Source organism: Pseudomonas ulcerans (assembly GCF_036324125.1).
Classification (GTDB): domain Bacteria; phylum Pseudomonadota; class Gammaproteobacteria; order Pseudomonadales; family Pseudomonadaceae; genus Aquipseudomonas; species Aquipseudomonas ulcerans.
Genome location: NZ_JAZDQN010000073.1, coordinates 1 through 19,252 on the forward strand (window position 1 = coordinate 1; position 19,252 = coordinate 19,252).

The 19,252-nt window shown below is 66.6% G+C and carries 16 protein-coding genes; 9 read left to right on the plus strand and 7 right to left on the minus strand.

The genetic code is table 11. From position 1 onward, the window contains the following. The 4 genes from V0R59_RS30665 to V0R59_RS30680 all read left to right on the plus strand — a co-directional run. On the plus strand, nucleotides 1-260 hold a 260-nt coding region (locus V0R59_RS30665; protein ID WP_330105857.1), incomplete at its 5' end, for a hypothetical protein. Nucleotides 261-362: 102 nt separating this feature from the next. Next, entirely contained in the window at nucleotides 363-1,052 is a 690-nt protein-coding gene (pmrG, locus tag V0R59_RS30670) for a lipopolysaccharide core heptose(II)-phosphate phosphatase PmrG (RefSeq protein WP_330078042.1), read from the plus strand. A 4-nt stretch (nucleotides 1,053-1,056) separates the two neighbouring features. Continuing rightward, nucleotides 1,057-1,983, plus strand: a complete 927-nt coding sequence (locus V0R59_RS30675; RefSeq protein ID WP_330078041.1) for a phosphatase PAP2 family protein — start codon at nucleotides 1,057-1,059, stop codon at nucleotides 1,981-1,983. Then, nucleotides 1,898-2,617, plus strand: a complete 720-nt coding sequence (locus tag V0R59_RS30680; protein WP_330078040.1) for a TorF family putative porin — start codon at nucleotides 1,898-1,900, stop codon at nucleotides 2,615-2,617. The genes V0R59_RS30675 and V0R59_RS30680 overlap by 86 nt, the downstream gene beginning before the upstream one ends. Here the strand turns inward: V0R59_RS30680 and V0R59_RS30685 are convergent, their stop codons facing one another. Continuing rightward, a complete protein-coding gene (locus V0R59_RS30685; protein ID WP_330078039.1) occupies nucleotides 2,618-3,997 on the minus strand; it encodes a diguanylate cyclase in 1,380 nt (459 codons plus the stop codon). A 150-nt stretch (nucleotides 3,998-4,147) separates the two neighbouring features. Continuing rightward, a complete protein-coding gene (locus V0R59_RS30690) occupies nucleotides 4,148-5,239 on the minus strand; it encodes an MBL fold metallo-hydrolase (RefSeq protein ID WP_330078038.1) in 1,092 nt (363 codons plus the stop codon). A 207-nt stretch (nucleotides 5,240-5,446) separates the two neighbouring features. Here V0R59_RS30690 and V0R59_RS30695 point away from each other — a divergent pair, with 207 nt between their 5' ends. The 3 genes from V0R59_RS30695 to V0R59_RS30705 all read left to right on the plus strand — a co-directional run bounded on the left by V0R59_RS30695 (nucleotide 5,447) and on the right by V0R59_RS30705 (nucleotide 8,988). Continuing rightward, nucleotides 5,447-7,102 (plus strand): MFS transporter, encoded by a 1,656-nt coding sequence (locus V0R59_RS30695; protein ID WP_330078037.1) that lies wholly within the window; start codon nucleotides 5,447-5,449, stop codon nucleotides 7,100-7,102. After that, nucleotides 7,099-8,226 carry an HlyD family secretion protein gene (locus tag V0R59_RS30700; RefSeq protein WP_330078036.1) on the plus strand — a complete coding sequence of 376 codons (1,128 nt, stop codon included), beginning with the start codon at nucleotides 7,099-7,101 and terminating at the stop codon, nucleotides 8,224-8,226. The genes V0R59_RS30695 and V0R59_RS30700 overlap by 4 nt, the downstream gene beginning before the upstream one ends. A gap of 282 nt (nucleotides 8,227-8,508) precedes the next feature. After that, nucleotides 8,509-8,988, plus strand: a complete 480-nt coding sequence (locus V0R59_RS30705; protein ID WP_330078035.1) for an OsmC family protein — start codon at nucleotides 8,509-8,511, stop codon at nucleotides 8,986-8,988. On the opposite strand, the gene V0R59_RS30710 is transcribed toward V0R59_RS30705, so the two are convergent. Further along, the gene (locus V0R59_RS30710) at nucleotides 8,985-9,908 is read right to left on the minus strand and encodes a carbon-nitrogen hydrolase family protein (protein WP_330078034.1); all 924 of its coding nucleotides are present in this window, start codon (nucleotides 9,906-9,908) and stop codon (nucleotides 8,985-8,987) included. The two genes, V0R59_RS30705 and V0R59_RS30710, sit on opposite strands and share 4 nt — an antisense overlap. Nucleotides 9,909-9,993: 85 nt before the next feature. Between V0R59_RS30710 and V0R59_RS30715 the strand changes: the two genes are divergently transcribed. After that, nucleotides 9,994-10,929, plus strand: coding sequence for a LysR family transcriptional regulator (locus V0R59_RS30715; protein WP_330078033.1), 936 nt, complete (start codon nucleotides 9,994-9,996; stop codon nucleotides 10,927-10,929). Here the strand turns inward: V0R59_RS30715 and V0R59_RS30720 are convergent. Next, nucleotides 10,923-12,608: an arylsulfatase gene (locus V0R59_RS30720; RefSeq protein WP_330078032.1), complete on the minus strand. Its 1,686-nt coding sequence runs from the start codon at nucleotides 12,606-12,608 to the stop codon at nucleotides 10,923-10,925. The genes V0R59_RS30715 and V0R59_RS30720 overlap by 7 nt on opposite strands. A gap of 60 nt (nucleotides 12,609-12,668) precedes the next feature. After that, entirely contained in the window at nucleotides 12,669-13,991 is a 1,323-nt protein-coding gene (locus V0R59_RS30725) for an alginate export family protein (RefSeq protein ID WP_330078031.1), read from the minus strand. Between the two features lie 199 nt (nucleotides 13,992-14,190). Between V0R59_RS30725 and V0R59_RS30730 the strand changes: the two genes are divergently transcribed. Continuing rightward, complete coding sequence (locus V0R59_RS30730; protein ID WP_330078030.1) at nucleotides 14,191-15,198, plus strand: aldo/keto reductase; 1,008 nt, start codon at nucleotides 14,191-14,193, stop codon at nucleotides 15,196-15,198. Here V0R59_RS30730 and nahK read toward each other — a convergent pair. Together nahK and nosP are read right to left on the minus strand one after the other, a co-directional pair. Next, nucleotides 15,176-17,821, minus strand: a complete 2,646-nt coding sequence (nahK, locus tag V0R59_RS30735) for a hybrid sensor histidine kinase/response regulator NahK/ErcS' (protein ID WP_330078029.1) — start codon at nucleotides 17,819-17,821, stop codon at nucleotides 15,176-15,178. The genes V0R59_RS30730 and nahK overlap by 23 nt on opposite strands. Continuing rightward, entirely contained in the window at nucleotides 17,751-18,914 is a 1,164-nt protein-coding gene (gene nosP / locus V0R59_RS30740; protein ID WP_330078028.1) for a nitric oxide-sensing protein NosP, read from the minus strand. The genes nahK and nosP overlap by 71 nt, the downstream gene beginning before the upstream one ends. Nucleotides 18,915-19,252: the final 338 nt, after the last annotated feature.

Here is a 19,252-nt window from a genome sequence, read left to right on the forward strand (position 1 = left end):
ATCGTAGGCCGCGCAGCCCCTGCAAGACACCGGAGGGAGGGGACCCGGAGCGCAGCGTAGGGCCGGATGCAGGAGCAAGCGGTTTTGCTTACTTTTTCCAAGAAAAAAGTAAGCCGCCGTTGAAGGCGGAAGGCGCCGGCGGAGTCGCCGCCGCGACCGGATATGCTCGCAACACCAACACCAACACCAGCCCCAGCCCCAACCTGCTCATCGCGAGAAACGCCCGCGATGAGACCCTCACGATCAGCACAGAAAAATGAAACAACCTGTTTCAAGACTTTTTTGACATCTGCTTCACCAGCCGCCAACGCCTTGCTCCCTAGAGTGCGCTCATTCCCGTTCTGTCTGCCGGAGTGACAGCCATGCTGCAAGGCGCCATCCACAACCCCGCGATCCATTCCCGTCCCAAGCGACGTCGTCTCCCTTCGCTCAAGGTGCTGATTCCGGGCCTCTGTGCCCTTCTGATCCTGGCCGCGCTGGGTGCGTGGCTTTCCACGAGGACACACGTCATGAGCCTGGGTAGTGAGCAACAACTGCTCGACAGTGGGGTTTATGCGCAATGGGCCAAGGGCAAGGTGATCGTGCTGATCCGCCATGCCGAACGCTGCGACCGCTCCAGCAACCCCTGCCTGGACGACCCGGCCGGCATCACCCGCTCCGGCAGCCAGGCTGCCCTTGAAGTGGGCAACGGCCTGCAACGCCTCGGCCTGGACAACACCGACATCCTCTCCAGCCCGGAAGTGCGCACCCAGCAGACAGCGCACTTCATCTTCGGCAAGGCCATCGTCACCCGTGACTGGATCGGCCAGTGCGATTCCTCGTTCGCCAAGGCCGCCCTGCAGAACAAGCGTCCCGACTACAACCTGGTGCTGGTGACCCACAGCGGCTGCATCGACCATATCGAACGGCAGCTGAAGGTGCCTGGCGGCGAACGCTCGTCCGAGTATGCCAGCGCGTTGTTCGTGTCCATGGACAAGCAGGGCAAGGCCCGAATCCTTGGCCAGATGAACGCCAACGAGTGGCGCAAGATCGTCGCCAGCGCAGGGAACTGAACGCATGCACGCAACTTCACGAAAGGACTTCTACCTGGTCAACCTGGGCGTGCCGCTGCTGCTGGCGGCCGCCGTGTTCCTGCTGTTCGACCTGACCCGCCTGGACCGGCTGATCAGCGACCTGCTGCTGGACCCGGTCAGTCATCAGTTCATCTATCTGCACGACCACCAGTTCGAGAAGCTGACCCACAAGTGGCCGCGGATCCTGCCGGACTGGACCGGCGAACTGGCGATCATCGGCAGCCTGCTGTCGTTCCTCTGGCCGCTGCTGAGCCGTTTTCCACGCGCCACCGGCGTGCTGGAACAAGCCCGTATCGCCCCGGTACTGCGTTTCACCACGCGCTACCGCCGCGACCTGCTGTTCGTGGTGACAGCCTTTGCCCTGAGCACCACGATCATCCACTACCTGAAAAGCCACACCGGCGTGTACTGCCCGGTGGAAACCACCCTGTACGGCGGCGACAAGCCGCACCTGGAGTGGTTCGCCAACTTCTCCCTGTGGAACAAGGCCGGTGACGGTCGCTGCTGGCCGGGCGGCCACGCCTCCAGCGGCTTCACCCTGCTCGCCCTGTATTTCGTCGCCCTGCGCCATCGCTGGGTCCACGCGCGCAAGCTGCTGCTGGCGATCCTGGTCATCGGCTGCATCTACGGCACCACCCGCGTGTTGCAAGGCTGGCACTACATGTCGCACACCTTCTGGGCGGGGATCTTCGTCTGGCTGGCCAGCTTCGTGACGGCGCTGCTCTTCTATGGTCGCCAGGCCTTGCAGGCTGGCGAAGGTTTCCCCGAGCACGCCACACGGGTATCCTCTGCCGCTCTAGTGCAAGCTTTCCAGGGCAGAGACCATGACCAGGCAGCTTCTCCTGCTGTTGGCCGCCAGCCTGTTCGGCCAGGCCGCGACGGCCCAGCAGATCCAGCGCCAGCTGGGTGATTTCGACTTTCGCCTGGGAACCAGCAGTTCCCGGAGCATGGCCCAGGGGCTGATTTCACCCAGCCCCGTCGGCGCCTTCCATGGTGGCCTGGACGTCAACCACGCCAGTGGCTGGTACGTCGGCCAATACGCACCGAGCATGGGCCTGACGCCCACCTCGACCCTGCGCCTGGACAGCTACCTGGGCTTCAAGCAACGCTTCAACGACAGCCTCGGCTACGAGGTCGGGCTGATCCACTACAGCCTGCCGAACATCGCCGGCAGCGACAGCTACGCCCTGTACGGCGGCCTCTCGCTGCTCGGCAGCCGTTTCGGCGGTGCCCTGCGCAACAACCCCGACAACCGCACCGGCACCCTGTTCGCCGACCTCGGCCAGTTGCCGCTGCTGGAGGCCGGCATCACCTTCAAGGTCGCCCACCACCGCCTGGGCACGCCCTTCACCATCGACGGTGGCAGCCAGGTCGAGAGCTTCAGCGACTGGTCGCTGCAACTGTCGCGGCCCTGGCTGGGCCTGGACCTCGACCTGATCTACAGCAACTCCGACCTCAGCGGCACGGGCTGCGCGGCCTATGCCGGGATCAATGCCTATTGCGACGGCATGATCACCTTCAAGGCCCAGCGCAGCTTCTTCTGATCAACCGGCCACCGTGTCCCAGGACACCACCCGGTTGCGTCCGCCCTGCTTGGCCTGGTACATGGCCTGGTCGGCCTGGCGCAGCAGGTGCTGGTAGTCCGGGTGGCCGTTGTAGGTGGCGACGCCGATGCTCACCGTCACCTGGTGGCGGCGGCCCTCGGTAAGCGCCAGCGGTTCGGCCTCGACCTGGCGGCGCAGTTTTTCCGCGACCTTCAGCGCGTTGGCGTTGTTGATGTCCACCAGGATCATCAGGAATTCCTCGCCGCCCATGCGGAACACGTAGTCGCCCGCGCGGCTGTGGCTGCTGAGGATCTCCGCGGTCTGCTGGAGGATCAGGTCGCCGGCATCATGGCCGAAGGTGTCGTTGATGTACTTGAAGCGGTCGATGTCCACCGACAGCACCGAGAACCCCTGGGCGGTCTTCTGCGCGATGCTGATCTCGTTGCCGATCACCACCGGCAGGAACTTGCGGTTGAGCATGCGGGTGAGCACGTCGCGGCCGCTTTCCAGCTCGTTGGCGCTGTTGAACAGGCTGTCGAGGTTGAACATCAGGCTCTTGGTCTGCTCGCGGATCTCCCGTAGCAGGCTCATGCGCTGCGTATCTTCCGCCGCGAGGAACATCGGCAACAGCTCATCGTCCATGCTGCGGATGATGCGCAGGATCTGTTCGCTCTCCCGGGTGTTCTGGAAGGCGTAGGCGCCCTTGTGGCGGAACCACAGGCCGAAGTCCGAGGCGGCCAGGCGCGGCAGGTTGACCCCGCTGGAACCCATCACCAGGTCGAACATCAGGCTGTTTTCCCAATCGAGCAAGGCACCGCGCTGGCGTTCGCGCTCGGTGGTGATGTTCTGCAGCACCGAGAACAGCCGGTAGCCTTCCTCGTTGCGCGAGTTGCGGTCGTGGGAGCGGCTGTAGGCGTGGCTCATGATCTCCATGGCCAGGTCCATGGACTCGCTGGACAGGCGCAGGATCCGCGCATGGTCCTCGGCCGACCAGCCCTGCTCGACGATCAGCTGGAACAGTTGCTTCTTCAGGTAGCGCGCGCCGCTGAGCACCAGGTGCAGCGGCACGTCGATGCGCGCGTGGACCTCGCCGACCTGCTTCTGCAGGGCCACCAGGGGCAGGAAATCGTCCTCGGCGCTGGCCGAGTAGACCTTGACCAGCCAGGCCTGCATCGAACTGCCGAGGCGGCTCTTCACTTCTTCGTGGGAGAGGATCAGCGAGGCGTTCGGGTCCGCCAGCATGTGTTCGTAGAAGCGCGCGGCAAGCTTGACCTTGTGGGTCTCGACCAGGCTTTGCAGGGCCTGGATCAGGGCATGGGGGAATTGCGCAACCAGGCTGTGCCATTCCCTGGCTTGTAGTTCTGGAGAAACGCTGGGCATGTTTGGCCTATTTTCAGTCCGGCAGAAAACGTGACGCCCCTGCGCAGGCGAAGGGGCGTTCTGCATTGGCGAAGGCATGCTGCGTTCGCCAGCCGCGCATTCTATTGCACGACGAACATGAATGTCTTTGAAGTACGCCTTTGCCGGCGATCAGCGCCCTTCATGCAGGCAGCAGCGCCGCGCCGGGGCCTGGCTGGCGGCGAGCTGTTCCTGCGCCACCGCTTCGCGCCACCAGCGCTTGCCCGGCTGCGGCACATACAGGTCGAAACGTTCGCCCATGCCCGGCGTGGTGACGCTGACCCCCTGCTCGGCGGCGTGCTCCAGGACGCGCTCGAAAGGCTCATGCCAGGCGTGCATGGCCAGGTCGAAGGTGCCGTTGTGGATCGGCAGCAACCAGCGCCCGCCGAGGTCGACATGCGCCTGCACGGTCTGCTGCGGGTGCATGTGCACATACGGCCAGTGCTCGTTCCAGGCCCCGGTTTCCATCAAGGTCAGGTCGAACGGGCCGAAGCGCCGGCCGATCTCGGCGAAACCGTCGAAGTAGCCGGTGTCGCCACTGAAGAACAGGCGCAGCCTGGGCGCCTCGATGACCCAGGAACACCACAGGGTGCGGTTGCCATCGCGCAGGCCACGGCCGGAGAAATGCTGCGCCGGGGTGGCGGTGAGGCGCAGGCCGCCGACGTCGATGCCCTGCCACCAGTCGAACTGGCGTACCTTGGCCGCCGGCACGCCCCAGGCCAGCAGGCGGTCGCCAACCCCCAGCGGGCAGACGAACAGCTCGACCTTGGGGGCCAGGACCTTGATGGTGGCGCGGTCGAGGTGGTCGTAGTGGTCGTGGGAGAGGATCACGCCGCGGATCGGCGGAAGCTCGGCGAGCGTTACCGGTGGCTCGTGAAAACGCTTGGGACCGGCGAAGGAGAACGGCGAGGCGCGCTTGGAAAACACCGGGTCGGTCAGCCACCAGCCGCCTTCGAGCTTGAACAGCAGGGTCGAATGGCCAAGGCGGAACAGACTGCCGTCGGCAGCCGCCTCCAGGGCGGCGCGGCTCAGGCGCTGCACCGGCAGGGCCACCCGCGGCACGGTGGAGCGCGGCTTGTTGAACAGCAGGTTCCAGATCACCCTGGCATCGGGCTCGGGCGAATCGGCCGGACGCGGCGTGAGGTTGTGAAAGCGTCCCTGCCGGGCCTGGGGCGAATGGTCATGGTCAGCGATCGGCGCACGCAGCAGCGCTGGGAGTTTCAAGATTCGGTGTCCTCGGGGGAAAGGATTTCCCAATCTACGCCGGTTGCGCGGTGATTCAAGTGAACCGGGATGAATTGCGCGGATCGGACAAGGACCGTGGAGGAATAGGCAACCCCTCACTCTCAAACCTGCCGCAACTCCTACACGGATGTTCTTCCCCCTGCACCTCGCGTAGAGTTTTGCCAAGCACCCCAGGTATCGCCGATCTTGCCAACCGACAAATACGCCCCGCGCCAATGGCTGCCCCACGAAAAGCCCGCCCTGCCCGGCTCGCCGTCGACGCCGCTGCACGCGCCGGGCAAGCGCCTGGCCTATGGCGCGGTCGGCCTGCTGGTGGCGATCACCGGCGGCCTGGGCAACGCCCTGGTCACCGCCAACCTGCCGTTCCTGCAAGGCGCACTGGGCGCCACCACGGCGGAAATGGCCTGGCTGCCCGCGGCCTTCGTCATGACCAACGTGTCGATGAACCTGCTGCTGGTGAAGTTCCGCCAGGAATTCGGCCTGCGCGCCTTCACCGAGGTGTTCCTGGTGCTCTACGCGCTGGTCACCTTCGCCCACCTGTTCGTCAACGACCTCAATTCCGCCATCGCCGTGCGCGCGGCCCATGGCATGGTCGGCGCGGCCCTGAGTTCCCTGGGGCTGTACTACATGATCCAGGCCTTCCCGGCCCGGTGGCGCCTCAAGGCCATGGTCCTCGGTCTTGGCGCCTCGCAACTGGCGGTGCCCCTGGCCCGGGTGTTTTCCGAGGATTTGCTGCAGATCGCCGAATGGCGCGGCCTGTACCTGTTCGAGCTGGGCCTGGCCCTGGCCGCACTGGGCTGCGTGCTGCTGCTCAAGCTGCCACCGGGGGATCGCTTCAAGACCTTCGAGCCGCTGGACTTCCTCACCTTCTCGCTGATGGCCAGTGGCACCGCCCTGCTCTGCGCCGTGCTGTCCCTGGGGCGCATCGACTGGTGGCTGGATGCACCGTGGATCGGCGTGGCGCTGGCATCCTCCATCGCCCTGGTGTTCAGCGGTCTGGCCATCGAGCACAACCGCGCCAACCCGCTGCTGATGACCCGCTGGCTGGGCAGCGGCACGATCATCCGCCTGGCCCTGTGCGTGGTGCTGATCCGCATGGTCACCTCGGAGCAGTCCACCGGCGCCGTGGGCTTTCTCCAGGCCCTGAACCTGGGCAGCGAGCAACTGCGCAGCCTCTACTGGGTCATGCTGCTGGGCGCCGCGGCAGGCCTGGCCACCAGCGCCTTGACCATCAACCCGCAGCACCTGGTCCTGCCCCTGTTCATCTCCCTTGCGGCGATGGCCACCGGCGCGTTCATGGACAGCTCGTCAAGCAACCTGACCCGCCCGGCGCAGATGTACCTGAGCCAGTTCCTGCTGGCCTTCGGCAGCACCTTCTTCCTCGGCCCGAGCATGGCCCTGGGCATCGGCCACGTGCGCGCCAACCCGCGCAACCTGGTGAGCTTCTCGGTGATGTTCGGGATCTGCAACAACCTCGGCGGCCTGCTCGGTGCGGCCCTGCTCGGCACCTTCCAGACCGTGCGCGAGAAGTTCCACTCCAGCCACCTGGTGGAACGCCTCAGTGCCCTGGAACCGCTGGTCAATGCGCGGATCCAGGGCGGCGGCGCCGGCTATGCCGGGGTGATCGCCGACCCGGCGCTGCGCAACGAGGCGGGCATGCGCCTGCTGGCCAATGCCGCCACCCGCGAGGCCAACATCCTCGCCTATAACGATGTCTTCATGCTGATCGGCAGCATCGCCGTGCTGACCATGATCTGGATCTTCATCCGCAGCCTGCGCGTGCGCCATCTCGCCCGCCAGGCAGCGATCACCCCCACGCCAAGCGACGCACCGAGCCGATGACCCAGGACACGCCCTCGACCACCACCACCGCCCTCGCCGAAACCCCGGAAGGCCTCGCGCCGCCCAGCGAACCCACCAGCCCGGTGCGCTCGCGGCGCCTGCGCCTGCTGTCGAGCCTGAGCTTCGCCGCCGTGGCCATCGTCGGCATCCTCGTCGTGCTGTACGCCTGGCGCCTGCCGCCGTTCAGCAGTGCCATCGAAAGCACGGAGAACGCCCTGGTGCGTGGCCAGGTGACGATCATCGGGCCACAACTGGCGGGCTATATCGTCGAGGTGCCGGTGCATGACTTCCAGTTCGTCAAGGCCGGCGACCTGCTGGTGCGCCTCGACGACCGCATCTACACCCAGCGCCTGGCCCAGGCCCAGGCGCAGTTGCAACAGCAACGGGCAGCGCTGGCCAACAACCTGCAGCAGCGCAACAGCGCCGAGGCGGTGATAGCCCAGCGCGAGGCGGCGATCAACGACGCGGCGGCACAGGCGACCAGGAGCGATGCCGACTTGCGCCGCAACCAGGACCTGGTCAGCGATGGCTCGGTGTCCCGCCGCGAGTACGATGTCACCCGCGCCAGCCATGCCGCCGCGGTCGCCAGCCTGGCGCAGGCCAGGGCCGCGCTGGAAATCGCCCGCCAGGACCGGGAGACCGTGATCGTCAACCGCGCGGCCCTGGAAGCGGCGGTGGAAAATGCCAAGGCCGCGGTGGAGCTGGCGCGCATCGACCTCGACAACACCAGGGTCACCGCCCCCCGCGATGGACAGCTCGGGCAGATCGGCACTCGCCTCGGGGCCTACGTCAACTCCGGGGCGCAGTTGATGGCGCTGGTGCCCGATACGTTGTGGGTGATTGCCAACCTGAAGGAAACCCAGATGGCCAATGTGCGCATTGGCCAGGCGGCGATCTTCAGCGTGGATGCGCTGGACCATTTGAAGCTGCACGGTCATGTGCAGCAGATATCGCCGGCCACCGGCTCCGAGTTCGCGCTGCTGCAGGCGGACAACGCCACGGGCAACTTCGTCAAGATCGCCCAGCGCATCCCGGTGCGGATCACGGTGGACCCGGACCAGCCGGAGGCGAAGCGCCTGCGGCCGGGGATGTCGGTGGTGGTGAGTATCGATACGCGGGAGTAGGTAGTGGCCTCTCGTAGAACACCACATAACTTATTGATTTTGCGGGGACTTGTGGGAGCGGGTTCACCCGCGATGACGCCGGTGAAGTCACTACCGCCATCGCGGGTGACCCCGCTCCCACAAGGTACGCGTCGCTCTCTCAATCTACTTCGCTGAGATGTGATCCCCATGCTCATCCCGGGCATTGCACCCGTGCACTCACCCGCTTCCAGCACTGCATGTTCCGCCAGCTCCACCACCCGCGTAACCTCGACCCTCCCAGCGCATTCAGGACGAATCCCCATGGCCGAGAACAACCACCGCTACGCCGTCACCGTCACCTGGACCGGCAACCAGGGCACCGGCACCGCCAGCTACCGCGGCTACAGCCGCGACCACCTGATCGAAGCCGGCGCCAAGCCCGCCATCGCCGGCTCCTCCGACCCGGCTTTCCGTGGCGACCCGGCGCGCTGGAACCCGGAAGACCTGCTGGTCGCCTCCCTCAGCGCCTGCCACAAGCTCTGGTACCTCGGCCTGTGCGCCGAGGCCGGGATCGTGGTGCTGGCCTACGAGGACCAGGCCGAAGGCGAGATGGTCGAGGAAGCCAACGGCGCCGGCCAGTTCACCTCGGTGGTGCTGCGGCCGAAGGTGACCGTGGCGACGGCGACGGACCTGGACAAGGCCCGCTCCCTGCACCACCTGGCCCACCAGAAGTGCTTCATCGCCCGTTCGGTGAACTTCCCGGTCAGCCACGAACCGCAAATCGTCCTCGCCGACGCCTAGCGGCGGAACTCCACGGTGCGCTTGGCCCGCTCGTCCACCACCAGCGAGAACACGTCCGGCCGCGAATAGTGGCCGACCACGTCGAAGTCGTAGCGGGCCCGCACCAGTTCCTCCAGGTCGATCCCGGCGCTGATCAGTCCTTCTTCGCCGCGCAGCGGCCCGGCCAGCACCTCGCCCAGCGGCCCGACGATCACGCTGTTGCCCTGGATCAGCGGGCGCGCAGCGTCCCAGTGCGGCACCTCGATGCCCAGCGCGGCGGGTGACGGCTGCACCTGGCAGGCACTGACCAAGAACAGCCGGCCCTCGTGGGCGATATGGCGCATCGACGCCTGCCACACATCGCGCTCGTCCACCGTCGGTGCACACCAGACCTGCACGCCCTTGGCGTACATCGCGGTGCGCAGCAGCGGCATGTGGTTTTCCCAGCAGATCGCCGCGCCCAGCTTGCCCACCGGGGTGTCCAGCACCGGCAGGGTCGAGCCGTCGCCCTGGCCCCAGATCAAACGCTCGGTGCCGGTGGGCATCAGCTTGCGGTGCTTGGCCACCAGCCCGTCCTCCGGCGAGAAGAACAGCGCGGTGCAGTACAGGGTATTGCCGTCCCGCTCGATCACCCCGAGCACCAGGTGGGCCCCGGTGCGCTGGGCCAGGCCGGCCAGTGCCTCGGTCTCGGCGCCCGGGACGTCGATGGCATTGTCGTAGTAGCGCTGGTAGGCCTCACGGCCCTCCGGCAGGCGGTAACCCAGGTAGGTGCCGAAGGTTTCGCCCTTCGGATAGCCGCCGAGCAAGGCTTCGGGCATGACCACGAGCCCGGCGCCGATGGCCGTGATGCGCGCTTCATAGGCAAGGATCGCCTCCAGGGTGGCGGCCTTGCCCTCTGGGCGGGAACCGATCTGCAGGGCGGCAACGATTGAGGTAGGCATGGGTCTGTCTCGCATGTCGTGGGTGGATTGAGGCATAGTCGCGACGCTCACGTTATCAATCAATTCAGTTCAGGCCCCATCTGATATGAGCCAAATCGATATCTGGTCGCTGGACCTCAACCTGCTGAAAGTCTTCGAAGCCCTCTACGAGGAAGGCGGCGCCGGTCGTGCCGCGATCCGCCTGGGCATCACCCAGTCGGCGGTCAGCGCGGCCCTCGCGCGCCTGCGCCTGGTGTACGCCGATCACCTGTTCGAGCGCACCGGCCGCGGACTGCGGCCAACGGCGAAAAGCCAGGAACTGCGCCCGGTGATCGCCGCAGCGCTGGAGAAATGCCGGCAGAGCCTGCTGCTGGTGAGTGGCGCCACCGCCAACTTCCAGGGGCGGACGGTGGCGCTCGGACTGTCGGACGACCACGAGCTGGCCATCGGTCGGCAACTGATCGACCGGGCCAGGGAGCAGGCGCCGGGGTTGCGCCTGCTGTTCAAGCAAACCCACAGCATGCTGGCGGCGGATGCCTTGATGGCGCGGCAGATCGACCTGAGCCTTACCGCCGGGGCGATTGCCTCGCGCAGCCTGGGTCGGCGTGTGCTGGGCAGTGGTGGCTACAGCTGTGTCAGCGCCGTTGCGGGGCCGTTGAACCTGGAGGATTACCTGCGCCGCGGGCATGTGCTGGTGTCGTCCGGCGGCTATGTCGGCGTGGTCGACGAAGTGCTGGCCGCGCAGGCGCAGACACGCCGGGTGGAGGCCTCGACCACCCACTTCGCCGCGCTGCCGGCGTTGCTGCACGGCAGCGAGAGCATCGCCACCCTGCCCACCCATGCCGCCCGGGCGCTGGCCCGGTTCGGCAACCTGGTGTGCCTGCCGTGTCCGATCGAGCTGCCACGCTACGCCGTGGAACTGGGCTGGCGTGGCGACAGCGCGCGGGATCCGGCGATCCAGCGGGTGCTGGAACTGGTGGCCGAGGTGGTGGCCGGGCTGGAGGGTCGAGAGGACCCCGGACCCGGCAACGGGCCTCAGTAGCCGCTCACCTGGTCCGGCAGGATCACCTGGTTGGCCTTGGCATAGTCATCCCAGGCCTTCTTCAGCTCCGCCACCTTCTGCGGCTCCCGGGCACTCAGGTCGTGCCGCTCGGCCATGTCGTGCCCCAGGTCGAACAGCTGCCATTCACCATTGCCCCACGGCTTGGGCATGTGTACCAGCTTCCAGTCGCCCTTGCGCACGAAGCGCTTGCCGAACAGCTCGCCGCCGGTGGTGCGCGGCGCAGCCTTGGCGCCTTTGAGCAGCGGCAGGATCGAGGTGCCGGTCATCGGCACCACCTCGCGTCCCTGGTACTGTCCGCCCGGATGCTTGACCCCGGCCAGCTCCAGCAGGGTCGGGGCGAAGTCCTTGACGCTGACCAGCTGATCCAGCTTCTTGCCCTGGGCATCCACCCCCGGCACGCGAATGATCCCCGCCGTGCGGGTGCCGCCCTCGGTGGGGAAGCCCTTGAACAGGCTCAGGGTCGGCGCCGCCACCCGCGACCAGTTCGGCCCGAGGAAGGTGTAGGAACCCGGCTTGCCCATGTGTTCGTAGCTGAAGTCGTTGGTCTCGTCGATCACCTTGCGGATCTTCGGGAACAGGTCCGCCGGCCAGGTTTCGTCGAGGTCGTGGCCTTCGGCGCCGTTGTCGGACATGAAGATGACGATGGTGTTGTCGTACAGGCCGTTCTGCCGCAGGTAGTCGAAGACCCGACCGGTGTTGGCGTCCATCTGGTCGACCATGGCCGCGTAGATCTCCATGGCCCGCGCTTCACGCTGGCGCTCTTCGGGGGTCAGGCTGTCCCAGGGCTTGCCCTTCGGCGAGCGGGCCGCCGCCTCGGCGTCGGCCGGGACGATGCCCAGCGCTTTCTGTTTCTGCAGGCGTGCTTCGAGCAAGGCATCGAAGCCGGCGTCATAGCGGCCGCGGTACTTCTCGATCGCCGCATCCGGCGCCTGCAACGGCCAGTGCGGCGCGGTGAAGGCGAGCATGCCGAAGAACGGCCGGCCGCTGTCCTTGTCGGCAGCGATATAGCGGATCATGCGGTCGGCGTAGTACTGCGAGGAATAGGCGAAGTCCGTCGGCAGCTTGTCCAGGCGCTTGCCGTCCTCGGCATAGGGCGCCTTGGCGTCCGGAGTCGGGGCGTAGGCCGGCTTCATGTCCGGGTAATGGCTGGCGCCACCGCTGAGCAGGCTGAAGGAATGCTCGAAGCCGCGCTGGTCCGGACCGGTCTGCTCGGTGCTGCCCAGGTGCCATTTGCCCGCCAGGTAGGTGTCGTAGCCGGCGTCGCGCAGCAGCGAGGCGATGGTCACCGCGCGGTCGTTGAGGTAGCCCTCGTAGCCCTTCTTGCCTTCCTGGTTCGGCGCGGTTTCCTCGGCCATGTTGCCCAGGCCGACCTGATGCGGGTCGGCTCCGGTGAGCAGCGCGGCACGGGTTGGCGAACAGGCCGGCATGGCCTGGAAGTTGGTCAGTTGCACGCCGGAAGCCGCCAGGGAATCCAGGTTGGGCGTGTCGATCTCGCTGCCGAAGCTGCCGAGGTCGCCGTAACCCATGTCGTCCGCGACCACCAGCAGGATGTTCGGCTTGGCCGGGTCGACGGAGGCGGCCTGGGCCGGGCTCAGGCCCAGGGCGGTGGCCAGGCCGATGGCGCTGGCCAGGGTCGCCGGCAGGAAGGGAATACGCATCAGGTATGTCCTTGTTGTCATTGGAATGAGTCTGGGAAGCCGCAAGCGCGGCAAAAGTCATCAGAAGGCGAAGGAAACCACCAGTTGGCTGTACAGGTTGAGGTCGTCGCTGCCCTGCTGCGAACCGCCCTGCTCCGCGCTTTTCTCCGGCTTGTACAGGCCGACCAGCGGGCTGATGGTGAACTGACCGACGGTCCAGTCCACATACAGGTCCAGCTCCTTCGCTGCCAGGTCGCCCTGGCGCTTGTCCAGACTGGAGAAGTCGAAGTACAGCAGGCCCATGGCCACGTCCGGATGCGGGGTCAGGCCGAGGCTGGCCATGTGGATCACCGCGTTGCGCTGGAACGGCCCGGCATAGTTGGCCGCCACCTCGCCCTGGAACCAGGTGCCATAGCCGCGGCTGAAACCGCTGAACAACGGATCGTAGTCCTCGGAGTAGCGGCTGTAGCGATAGCCGACCCGAGGTTGCCAGACGATCCCGGAAAAGGTCCATCCCGCCTCGGCGTACCAGGCGTGCTCGTCACCCAGGCGCTTGCTTTCGTGGGCGTATTCGGCAGACAGGAACAGGTCCTTGACCCCGGCGTTGCCCTGGGCCCGCAGGCTGGTGATGTGCAGGCCGTCGCGCTGGGCGCTGAACGGGTTGGCCAGTTTCTCGTCGACACCCAGGCCCTTGACGTAGGTGAGACCGACGGTGCCTTCGGCGGCGACATGCTCCAGCACGCCGATCCCCAGTTCCGGCCTGGCCTTGAGTTCGTTGTCGGACTTCACCCAGATCAGGTCGCCGCGCCAGCCCTGCTGGCCGCCGAGCTTGAGCCAGGCGGTCTGGTCGAAGGCGTTGCGCGCGGTGAGGTAGTAGGCGCCGCCGCGGTCGACGCTGCCGTCGGCGATGTTGTTGCCGACGCTGAGGCCGTCACCGTTGATGATGAAGCCGTCACCGACCTTGACCTTCTGGCTGCCGGCGGAGATATCCACGCCGTCCTTGCCCAGGGCCGGGAACAGGTCGCCGGAGCGCCAGCCGGCATAGGCACGGTCCACCGCGGTGCGACGCTCGCTGCCATCGGTGTAGCCGGCGGCATCGCCCTCGCCCCAGGTGCCGTTGCTGACCAGGTTGAATTCGCCGTACAGCGAGCTGTTGCCGGCGTCGGAAAAGGCCGTGCTGCCGCTCAGGCCATAACGCAGGAAGGCCTCCTGCCAGGCCACCGAACCCGGTGCGATCGGCCCGCCCTGGTTGTAGCTTTCGTCGCTGTGGAAAAAGCCCAGGGCGCCCTGCACGTTCAGCTTCAGCGTGGTATCCGCGGTGGAGTACAGCTCGTAGGCCGAGGCGCCGGAAGAAACGGCGCCGAGGGCCGCGGCCAGTAATGAGCCATGGCGAAACCTTTTCACATCATTCCCCTTTGTTCTTATGGTTTGGGTCGGACGAATCCTTTTGGATCGCCCGGGGGAATTAACTCATCCGGATGGACAGGTTTTCTTGTATCTGGCTGCCGAGGGATTTGGCCGGGGGTGCCAGCGCCCGGCTTGCCAGCGAAGCTTGTCCCCCTGTACAAAAGTCCCCTCACCTACCGCGAAGGGACCCTCGATCATGATCTACCGTCCTCTGGGCCGCAGTGGCCTGCAAGTGTCCGCCCTGACCCTGGGCAGCATGATGTTCGGCGAGCAGACCGGCAGCGATGAGTCGCTGCGCATCATCGACAAGGCCTGGGACCAGGGCATCAACTTCATCGACACGGCGGACGTGTACAACGCCGGGCGCTCGGAAGAACTGGTCGGCGAAGGCATCGCCCGCAACCGCCACGACTGGATCCTCGCCACCAAGGTCGGCTATGGCCCGGTGGACGGCGTGCCGAACCGTAGCGGCCTGTCGCGCAAGCATATCTTCAACGCCGTCGAGGCCAGCCTGACCCGCCTCGGCACCGACTACATCGACATCTACTACCTGCACCGCGAAGACCATGCCACGCCGCTGGACATCACCGTCAGCGCCATCGGCGACCTGCTGCGCCAGGGCAAGATCCGCCATTGGGGCGTGTCCAACTTCCGCGGCTGGCGCATCGCCGAGATCTGCAACCTGGCCGAACGCCTCGGCGTGCCCAAGCCGGTGGTCAGCCAGCCGCTGTACAACATCGTCAACCGCCAGGTGGAAACCGAGCAACTGACCGCCGCCGCGTACCATGGCCTCGGCGTGGTGCCATTCAGCCCGCTGGCCCGCGGCGTACTCAGCGGCAAGTACGCGCCCGATGCCGAACCCGAGGCCGGCAGCCGCGCCGCCCGCCAGGACAAGCGCATCCTCGAAGTGGAATGGCGCGCCGAATCCCTGGCCATCGCCCAGAAGATCCACGCCTACACCCAGGCCAAGGGAGTCGGCATGGTGGAGTTCGCCATTGCCTGGGTGCTAAACAACCAGTCGGTCAGCTCGGCCATCGTCGGCCCGCGTACCGAGGCGCAGTGGGACACCTACGGCGGCGCGCTGGAGGTGAAGATCACGGCCGAAGACGAAGCCTTCATCGACTCGCTGGTTACCCCGGGCCACGCCTCGACCCATGGTTTCAACGATGTCGCGCACTTCGTCAGCGGGCGTTCGCCGCGCTGACCTCGGTACCCAGCAGATGGCTGATGGCAGCCTTGAGCTTCATCGGCCGCACCGGCTTGTGCATCAGGGTATGGCCCAGCTCCCGCACCTGCTGCTTCAGGTCGTTGCTGTAGTTGGCGGTGATCATCAGGGCCGGCAGGGGGGAAGCCCGCCGTGCGTTGATCGCCGCCACCGCATCCAGGCCATTGCGGTCGTGGTCGAGGTGGTAGTCGACGATCAGCAAGCCCGCCTGCGCCTCGTCCGCCGGCAACTGCCCGGCCAGGTCCTCCTCGTTCAACGCCGTGCTGACCCGGCAACCCCATTGCTCCAGCAAGGTGCGCATGCCGGCGCAGATGGCCGCATCGTTGTCCAGCACCCAGATCCGCGCGCCTTCCAGGCGCTCGATCAGGGCCAGCGGCTCCGGCAGCGTCGCCTGCGGCCGGGGCGCCTGGCGGCTCAGCGGCACCTCGATGGCGAACACCGAGCCCTTGCCCGGGGTCGAGCGTAGCTGGATGCGATGGCCGAGGATCCCGGCGATCTTCTCGACGATGGCCAGGCCCAGGCCCAAGCCACGATCCTGGTCCGGGCGCTGGCAGTCACCGCGCTTGAACTCCTGGAAGATTTCCTCGCGCTTGTCGGCGGCGATGCCGATGCCGGTGTCCCAGACCTCGATCCACAACCGCGCCCCGCGCCGCCGGCAGCCCAGCAGCAGGCGGCCCTGGGGCGTGTAGCGAATGGCATTGCTGAGCAGGTTGCGCAGGATCCGCGCCAGCAGCTGGATGTCGCTGCGCACACGCAGGCTGCTCGGCACATAGCGCAGGCGCAGGCCCTCGCTGGCGGCGGTGGCGGCGTACTCGGCGGCGAGGTTGTCCAGCAGGTCGCTGACGGCGAACGTGGCGACATCGGCCTTGATCACCCCGGCATCCAGCTTGGAAATATCGACCAGGGTGCCCAGCAGGCTTTCCACGTCGTCGAGGGCGTTGCTGACATTGCGCACCAGCGCCGGGCTGCCGCTCTGCTCCTGCAGCGCGCTGGTGAACAGCCGCGCGGCATTCAGCGGTTGCAACAGGTCATGGCTGACAGCGGCGAGGAACTTGGTCTTCGACAGGTTGGCCTGCTCCGCCTCCAGCTTGGCATCGCGCAGGCGCGACTCGGCGCGCCGGCGCTCGTCGATCTCGCGCAGCAGCTGCTGGTTGAGCTGGGTCAGCTCGGTGGTGCGCTCGCGTACCCGCACCTCCAGGTGCTGGTAGGCCTGGTGCAGGGCCTCGGCGGTGCGCCGGCGCTCGGTGATGTCGCGGATCAGCACGAAGATCCCCACCACCTCGCCGTTGGGCAGGCGATTGGGCACGTAGGAACGCAGCATGTAGCGCTCCTGGCCGTGGGCATTGGTTTCGGCGAACTCGAAGGTCACGTTCTCCCCGGCCAGGGCCTGGGCGATATAGGTTTCCAGGCGCTGGTAGTGCTCGGCGCTGTGCACGTCGCGCAGGCGCTGGCCGAGCATCGCCCCGTGGGGCCAGCAGTACCACTGCTCGTAGACCTTGTTGGTGAACTCGTAGACCAGGTCGGCATTCAGGTAGGCGATCAGCGCCGGGACCTGGTCGGTGATCAGGCGGATCCAGCGCTCGCTCTCGCTGAGGGCCTCGGCGTGCTGGTAGCGCTCGGTGATGTCGGTGAAGGTGTTGACGAAGCCGCCGGTGGGCAGCGGATGGGTGCGGATCTCCAGCATGCGCCCGTCGTAGAGGCGCTGTTCCAGTTCCTGCAGGGGCCGGCCGTTGCCGTCGCGGCTGGCGGGGGTCAGCAGGGCCAGTTCACTGTCGCCGATGACGTCGGCGAACTGGCGGTGCGCGGCGATCGGCGCCAGGCCACTGAGTTCGAGGAAGCGCCGGTTCCACAGTTCCAGCACGCCATCGGCATTGACCATGGCCACGCCCTGGGACAGGTTGTCCACCGCCCGCTGCAACAGATGGGATTTCTGCGCCACCGCCTGCTCGCGGCGCTGGGTCTCGCTGTGCTTGACCTCGGTGATATCGGTGAGCAGCACCACCCGCCCGCCGCCCTGGGTCGGCCGCTCGCTGACCTGCAGCCAGCGCCCGTCGCGCAGGCGGTAGAGCAGGTTTTCTTCAGTGGTGTTGCGCGGTTCTTCGGTGAACAGCCCGGTGCGCAGCATCAGCCGGCGCACTTCCGACAGGTGCATGCCGCTGATGATGCGGATCCGGCTGTTGGCCCACAGCGCCTTGAAGCGCTGGTTGAACAGGACGATGCGCAGGTCCGGGTCGAACAGCACGAAGGCGTCGGAAATGCTCTCGATGGCGTCCACCAGGTACTGGTGCGCGGTTTCCGCACGCTGCCGGGCGTCGCTGAGCAGATGGTTGCTGGCCTTGAGCTCGGCCATGGCCTGGTTCAGCGCGTCGGTACGCTCGCGGACCTGCTCGGCCAGGGTCACCGAATGCTGGAAGGCCGCGTAGGAGTCGTCGGGGCGCGCCGCGCCGGACTCCAGGCGTTCGATCAGCGCCGCGTTGATCCGCCCAAGCTTGTGGTTTTCATGGCGCAGGCGCTCGATCAGCGCCTGGGCTTCAGTCGAATCGACGGGCACGGGAGCGTCCGATGGCAACGCCGGTGAAGGTCTGGTTGATGTGCATGCCATTGAACTGTTCTCCGTAGGAGTTGAAACCCACCACCGCGTGCTGGCGCAGGATCGCCTCGACCTGGCCCTTTTGCGGCCTGTCCTCCAGCTCCAGGCGCCGCAGGAAGCAGTCGCAGCCGATGGTCAGGACCAGCGCACCAAGGCGTTCGCAGAGGCCTTCGAACAGCGTTTCCAGGTTCGGTACCAAGGGGCCGGGGCGCATGGCGGTGAGGACGATGCCGTTCTCCACCGCGCAATAGAAGCTCAGGCTGAGGTCGTCGTGGACCTGCTGGATCGCCCGCACGTAGTAGCGCTCGTTGATGCGTACCGCCAGCGGATGGGCGGCAAAGGTGCGCTGGTCGATCTCGCCCACCGGCACGCCGATCAGGTTGGCGTACTCCAGGGCGGCGGGTTCGGCATTGAGCTCGTAGACCCGGCGCAGGGTGCGGTCGGCGCGGGTCACCACGAGTTTTTCCTCGCGCGGCTGGATGTGGTGGGTGGTGAACACCTCGAAGTCCAGCCAGGTATTGACCAGCAGCACCACCGCGGCGCTGCTGTGGAAGGCGCCGTCGTAGTAGACGTGGGTGTGGTGCAGGTAATTGTCGTCGCCGGCCGAGCCGCCGAAATGCGGGATGTCGCCCAGGGCGGCGTTCAGTGCGGCCAGGAGCATTTCCTCGCGGCTGGACAGCCCGTCCAGCAGGGTCAGGGCGAAACTGTGGCCCTTGATCGGCGCCAGGGTGTTGCCGCGACAGTCGTTGATCAGGCGTTCGACGCAGCGCTGGGCATCGATCAGGCTGAAGTCGTGGATCGGCGCGATCAGCTCGCCGGCGATGGAGAACTGCCGGTGGTCGAAGCCCAGGGCGGTGATGCAGCCACGGCCATAGCCTTCCGGGGTGATTTCCCCGGCGCTGGTGCAGCCGGCCAGGCGGATGCCGCCGAAGCTTTGCTGCAGGGCCTCGGCCAGGGCCGGCAGGTCGTATTCCGCGGAACAGAAGAACAGCACGAAGCCCAGGTGCGGGTGCATCAGTTGCCGGGCGAGGTCCTGGGCGGCCTCCTCGGCGATGACGGCTCGGGATACGGCACTGCGGACGCCTTCGGCGTTGGACTGCGGCATTGCAGCCTCCAGCGTGTGTAGGGGATGGATGGCGGCAGTGTATGAGGCGCCGAGGCGGGGCCGAATGCTACTTGGGTAGTGGGTGGGGGTGGTATTGGTTGTAGACGCGGCCTTGTGCTGAAGCTGATGGCCTCATCGCTGGCAAGCCAGCTCCCACAGGGATCTCCACAGGCCTGAGCCTTGCAGAGAACCTGTGGGAGTCCGCCTAGCCTTTCAGGCTGCGCTGTCGCGCAGAGAACAGATCTAAAGTGCGACGCGGACCCTGTGGGAGCGGGTTTACCCGCGCCGGACTCATGGGGGGTTAGGCCAGCGCTACCCGGGGAGAAAGCCCCCACCCG

Bases quoted from the DNA above. Each gene is read 5' to 3' on its own strand.
- pmrG (WP_330078042.1), top strand. From the start codon at position 363: ATGCTGCAAGGCGCCATCCACAACCCCGCGATCCATTCCCGTCCCAAG.
- V0R59_RS30675 (WP_330078041.1), top strand. From the start codon at position 1,057: ATGCACGCAACTTCACGAAAGGACTTCTACCTGGTCAACCTGGGCGTG.
- V0R59_RS30680 (WP_330078040.1), top strand. From the start codon at position 1,898: ATGACCAGGCAGCTTCTCCTGCTGTTGGCCGCCAGCCTGTTCGGCCAG.
- V0R59_RS30685 (WP_330078039.1), bottom strand. From the start codon at position 3,997: ATGCCCAGCGTTTCTCCAGAACTACAAGCCAGGGAATGGCACAGCCTG.
- V0R59_RS30700 (WP_330078036.1), top strand. From the start codon at position 7,099: ATGACCCAGGACACGCCCTCGACCACCACCACCGCCCTCGCCGAAACC.
- V0R59_RS30705 (WP_330078035.1), top strand. From the start codon at position 8,509: ATGGCCGAGAACAACCACCGCTACGCCGTCACCGTCACCTGGACCGGC.
- V0R59_RS30710 (WP_330078034.1), bottom strand. From the start codon at position 9,908: ATGCCTACCTCAATCGTTGCCGCCCTGCAGATCGGTTCCCGCCCAGAG.
- V0R59_RS30715 (WP_330078033.1), top strand. From the start codon at position 9,994: ATGAGCCAAATCGATATCTGGTCGCTGGACCTCAACCTGCTGAAAGTC.
- V0R59_RS30720 (WP_330078032.1), bottom strand. From the start codon at position 12,608: ATGCGTATTCCCTTCCTGCCGGCGACCCTGGCCAGCGCCATCGGCCTG.
- V0R59_RS30730 (WP_330078030.1), top strand. From the start codon at position 14,191: ATGATCTACCGTCCTCTGGGCCGCAGTGGCCTGCAAGTGTCCGCCCTG.
- nahK (WP_330078029.1), bottom strand. From the start codon at position 17,821: ATGGCATGCACATCAACCAGACCTTCACCGGCGTTGCCATCGGACGCT.
- nosP (WP_330078028.1), bottom strand. From the start codon at position 18,914: ATGCCGCAGTCCAACGCCGAAGGCGTCCGCAGTGCCGTATCCCGAGCC.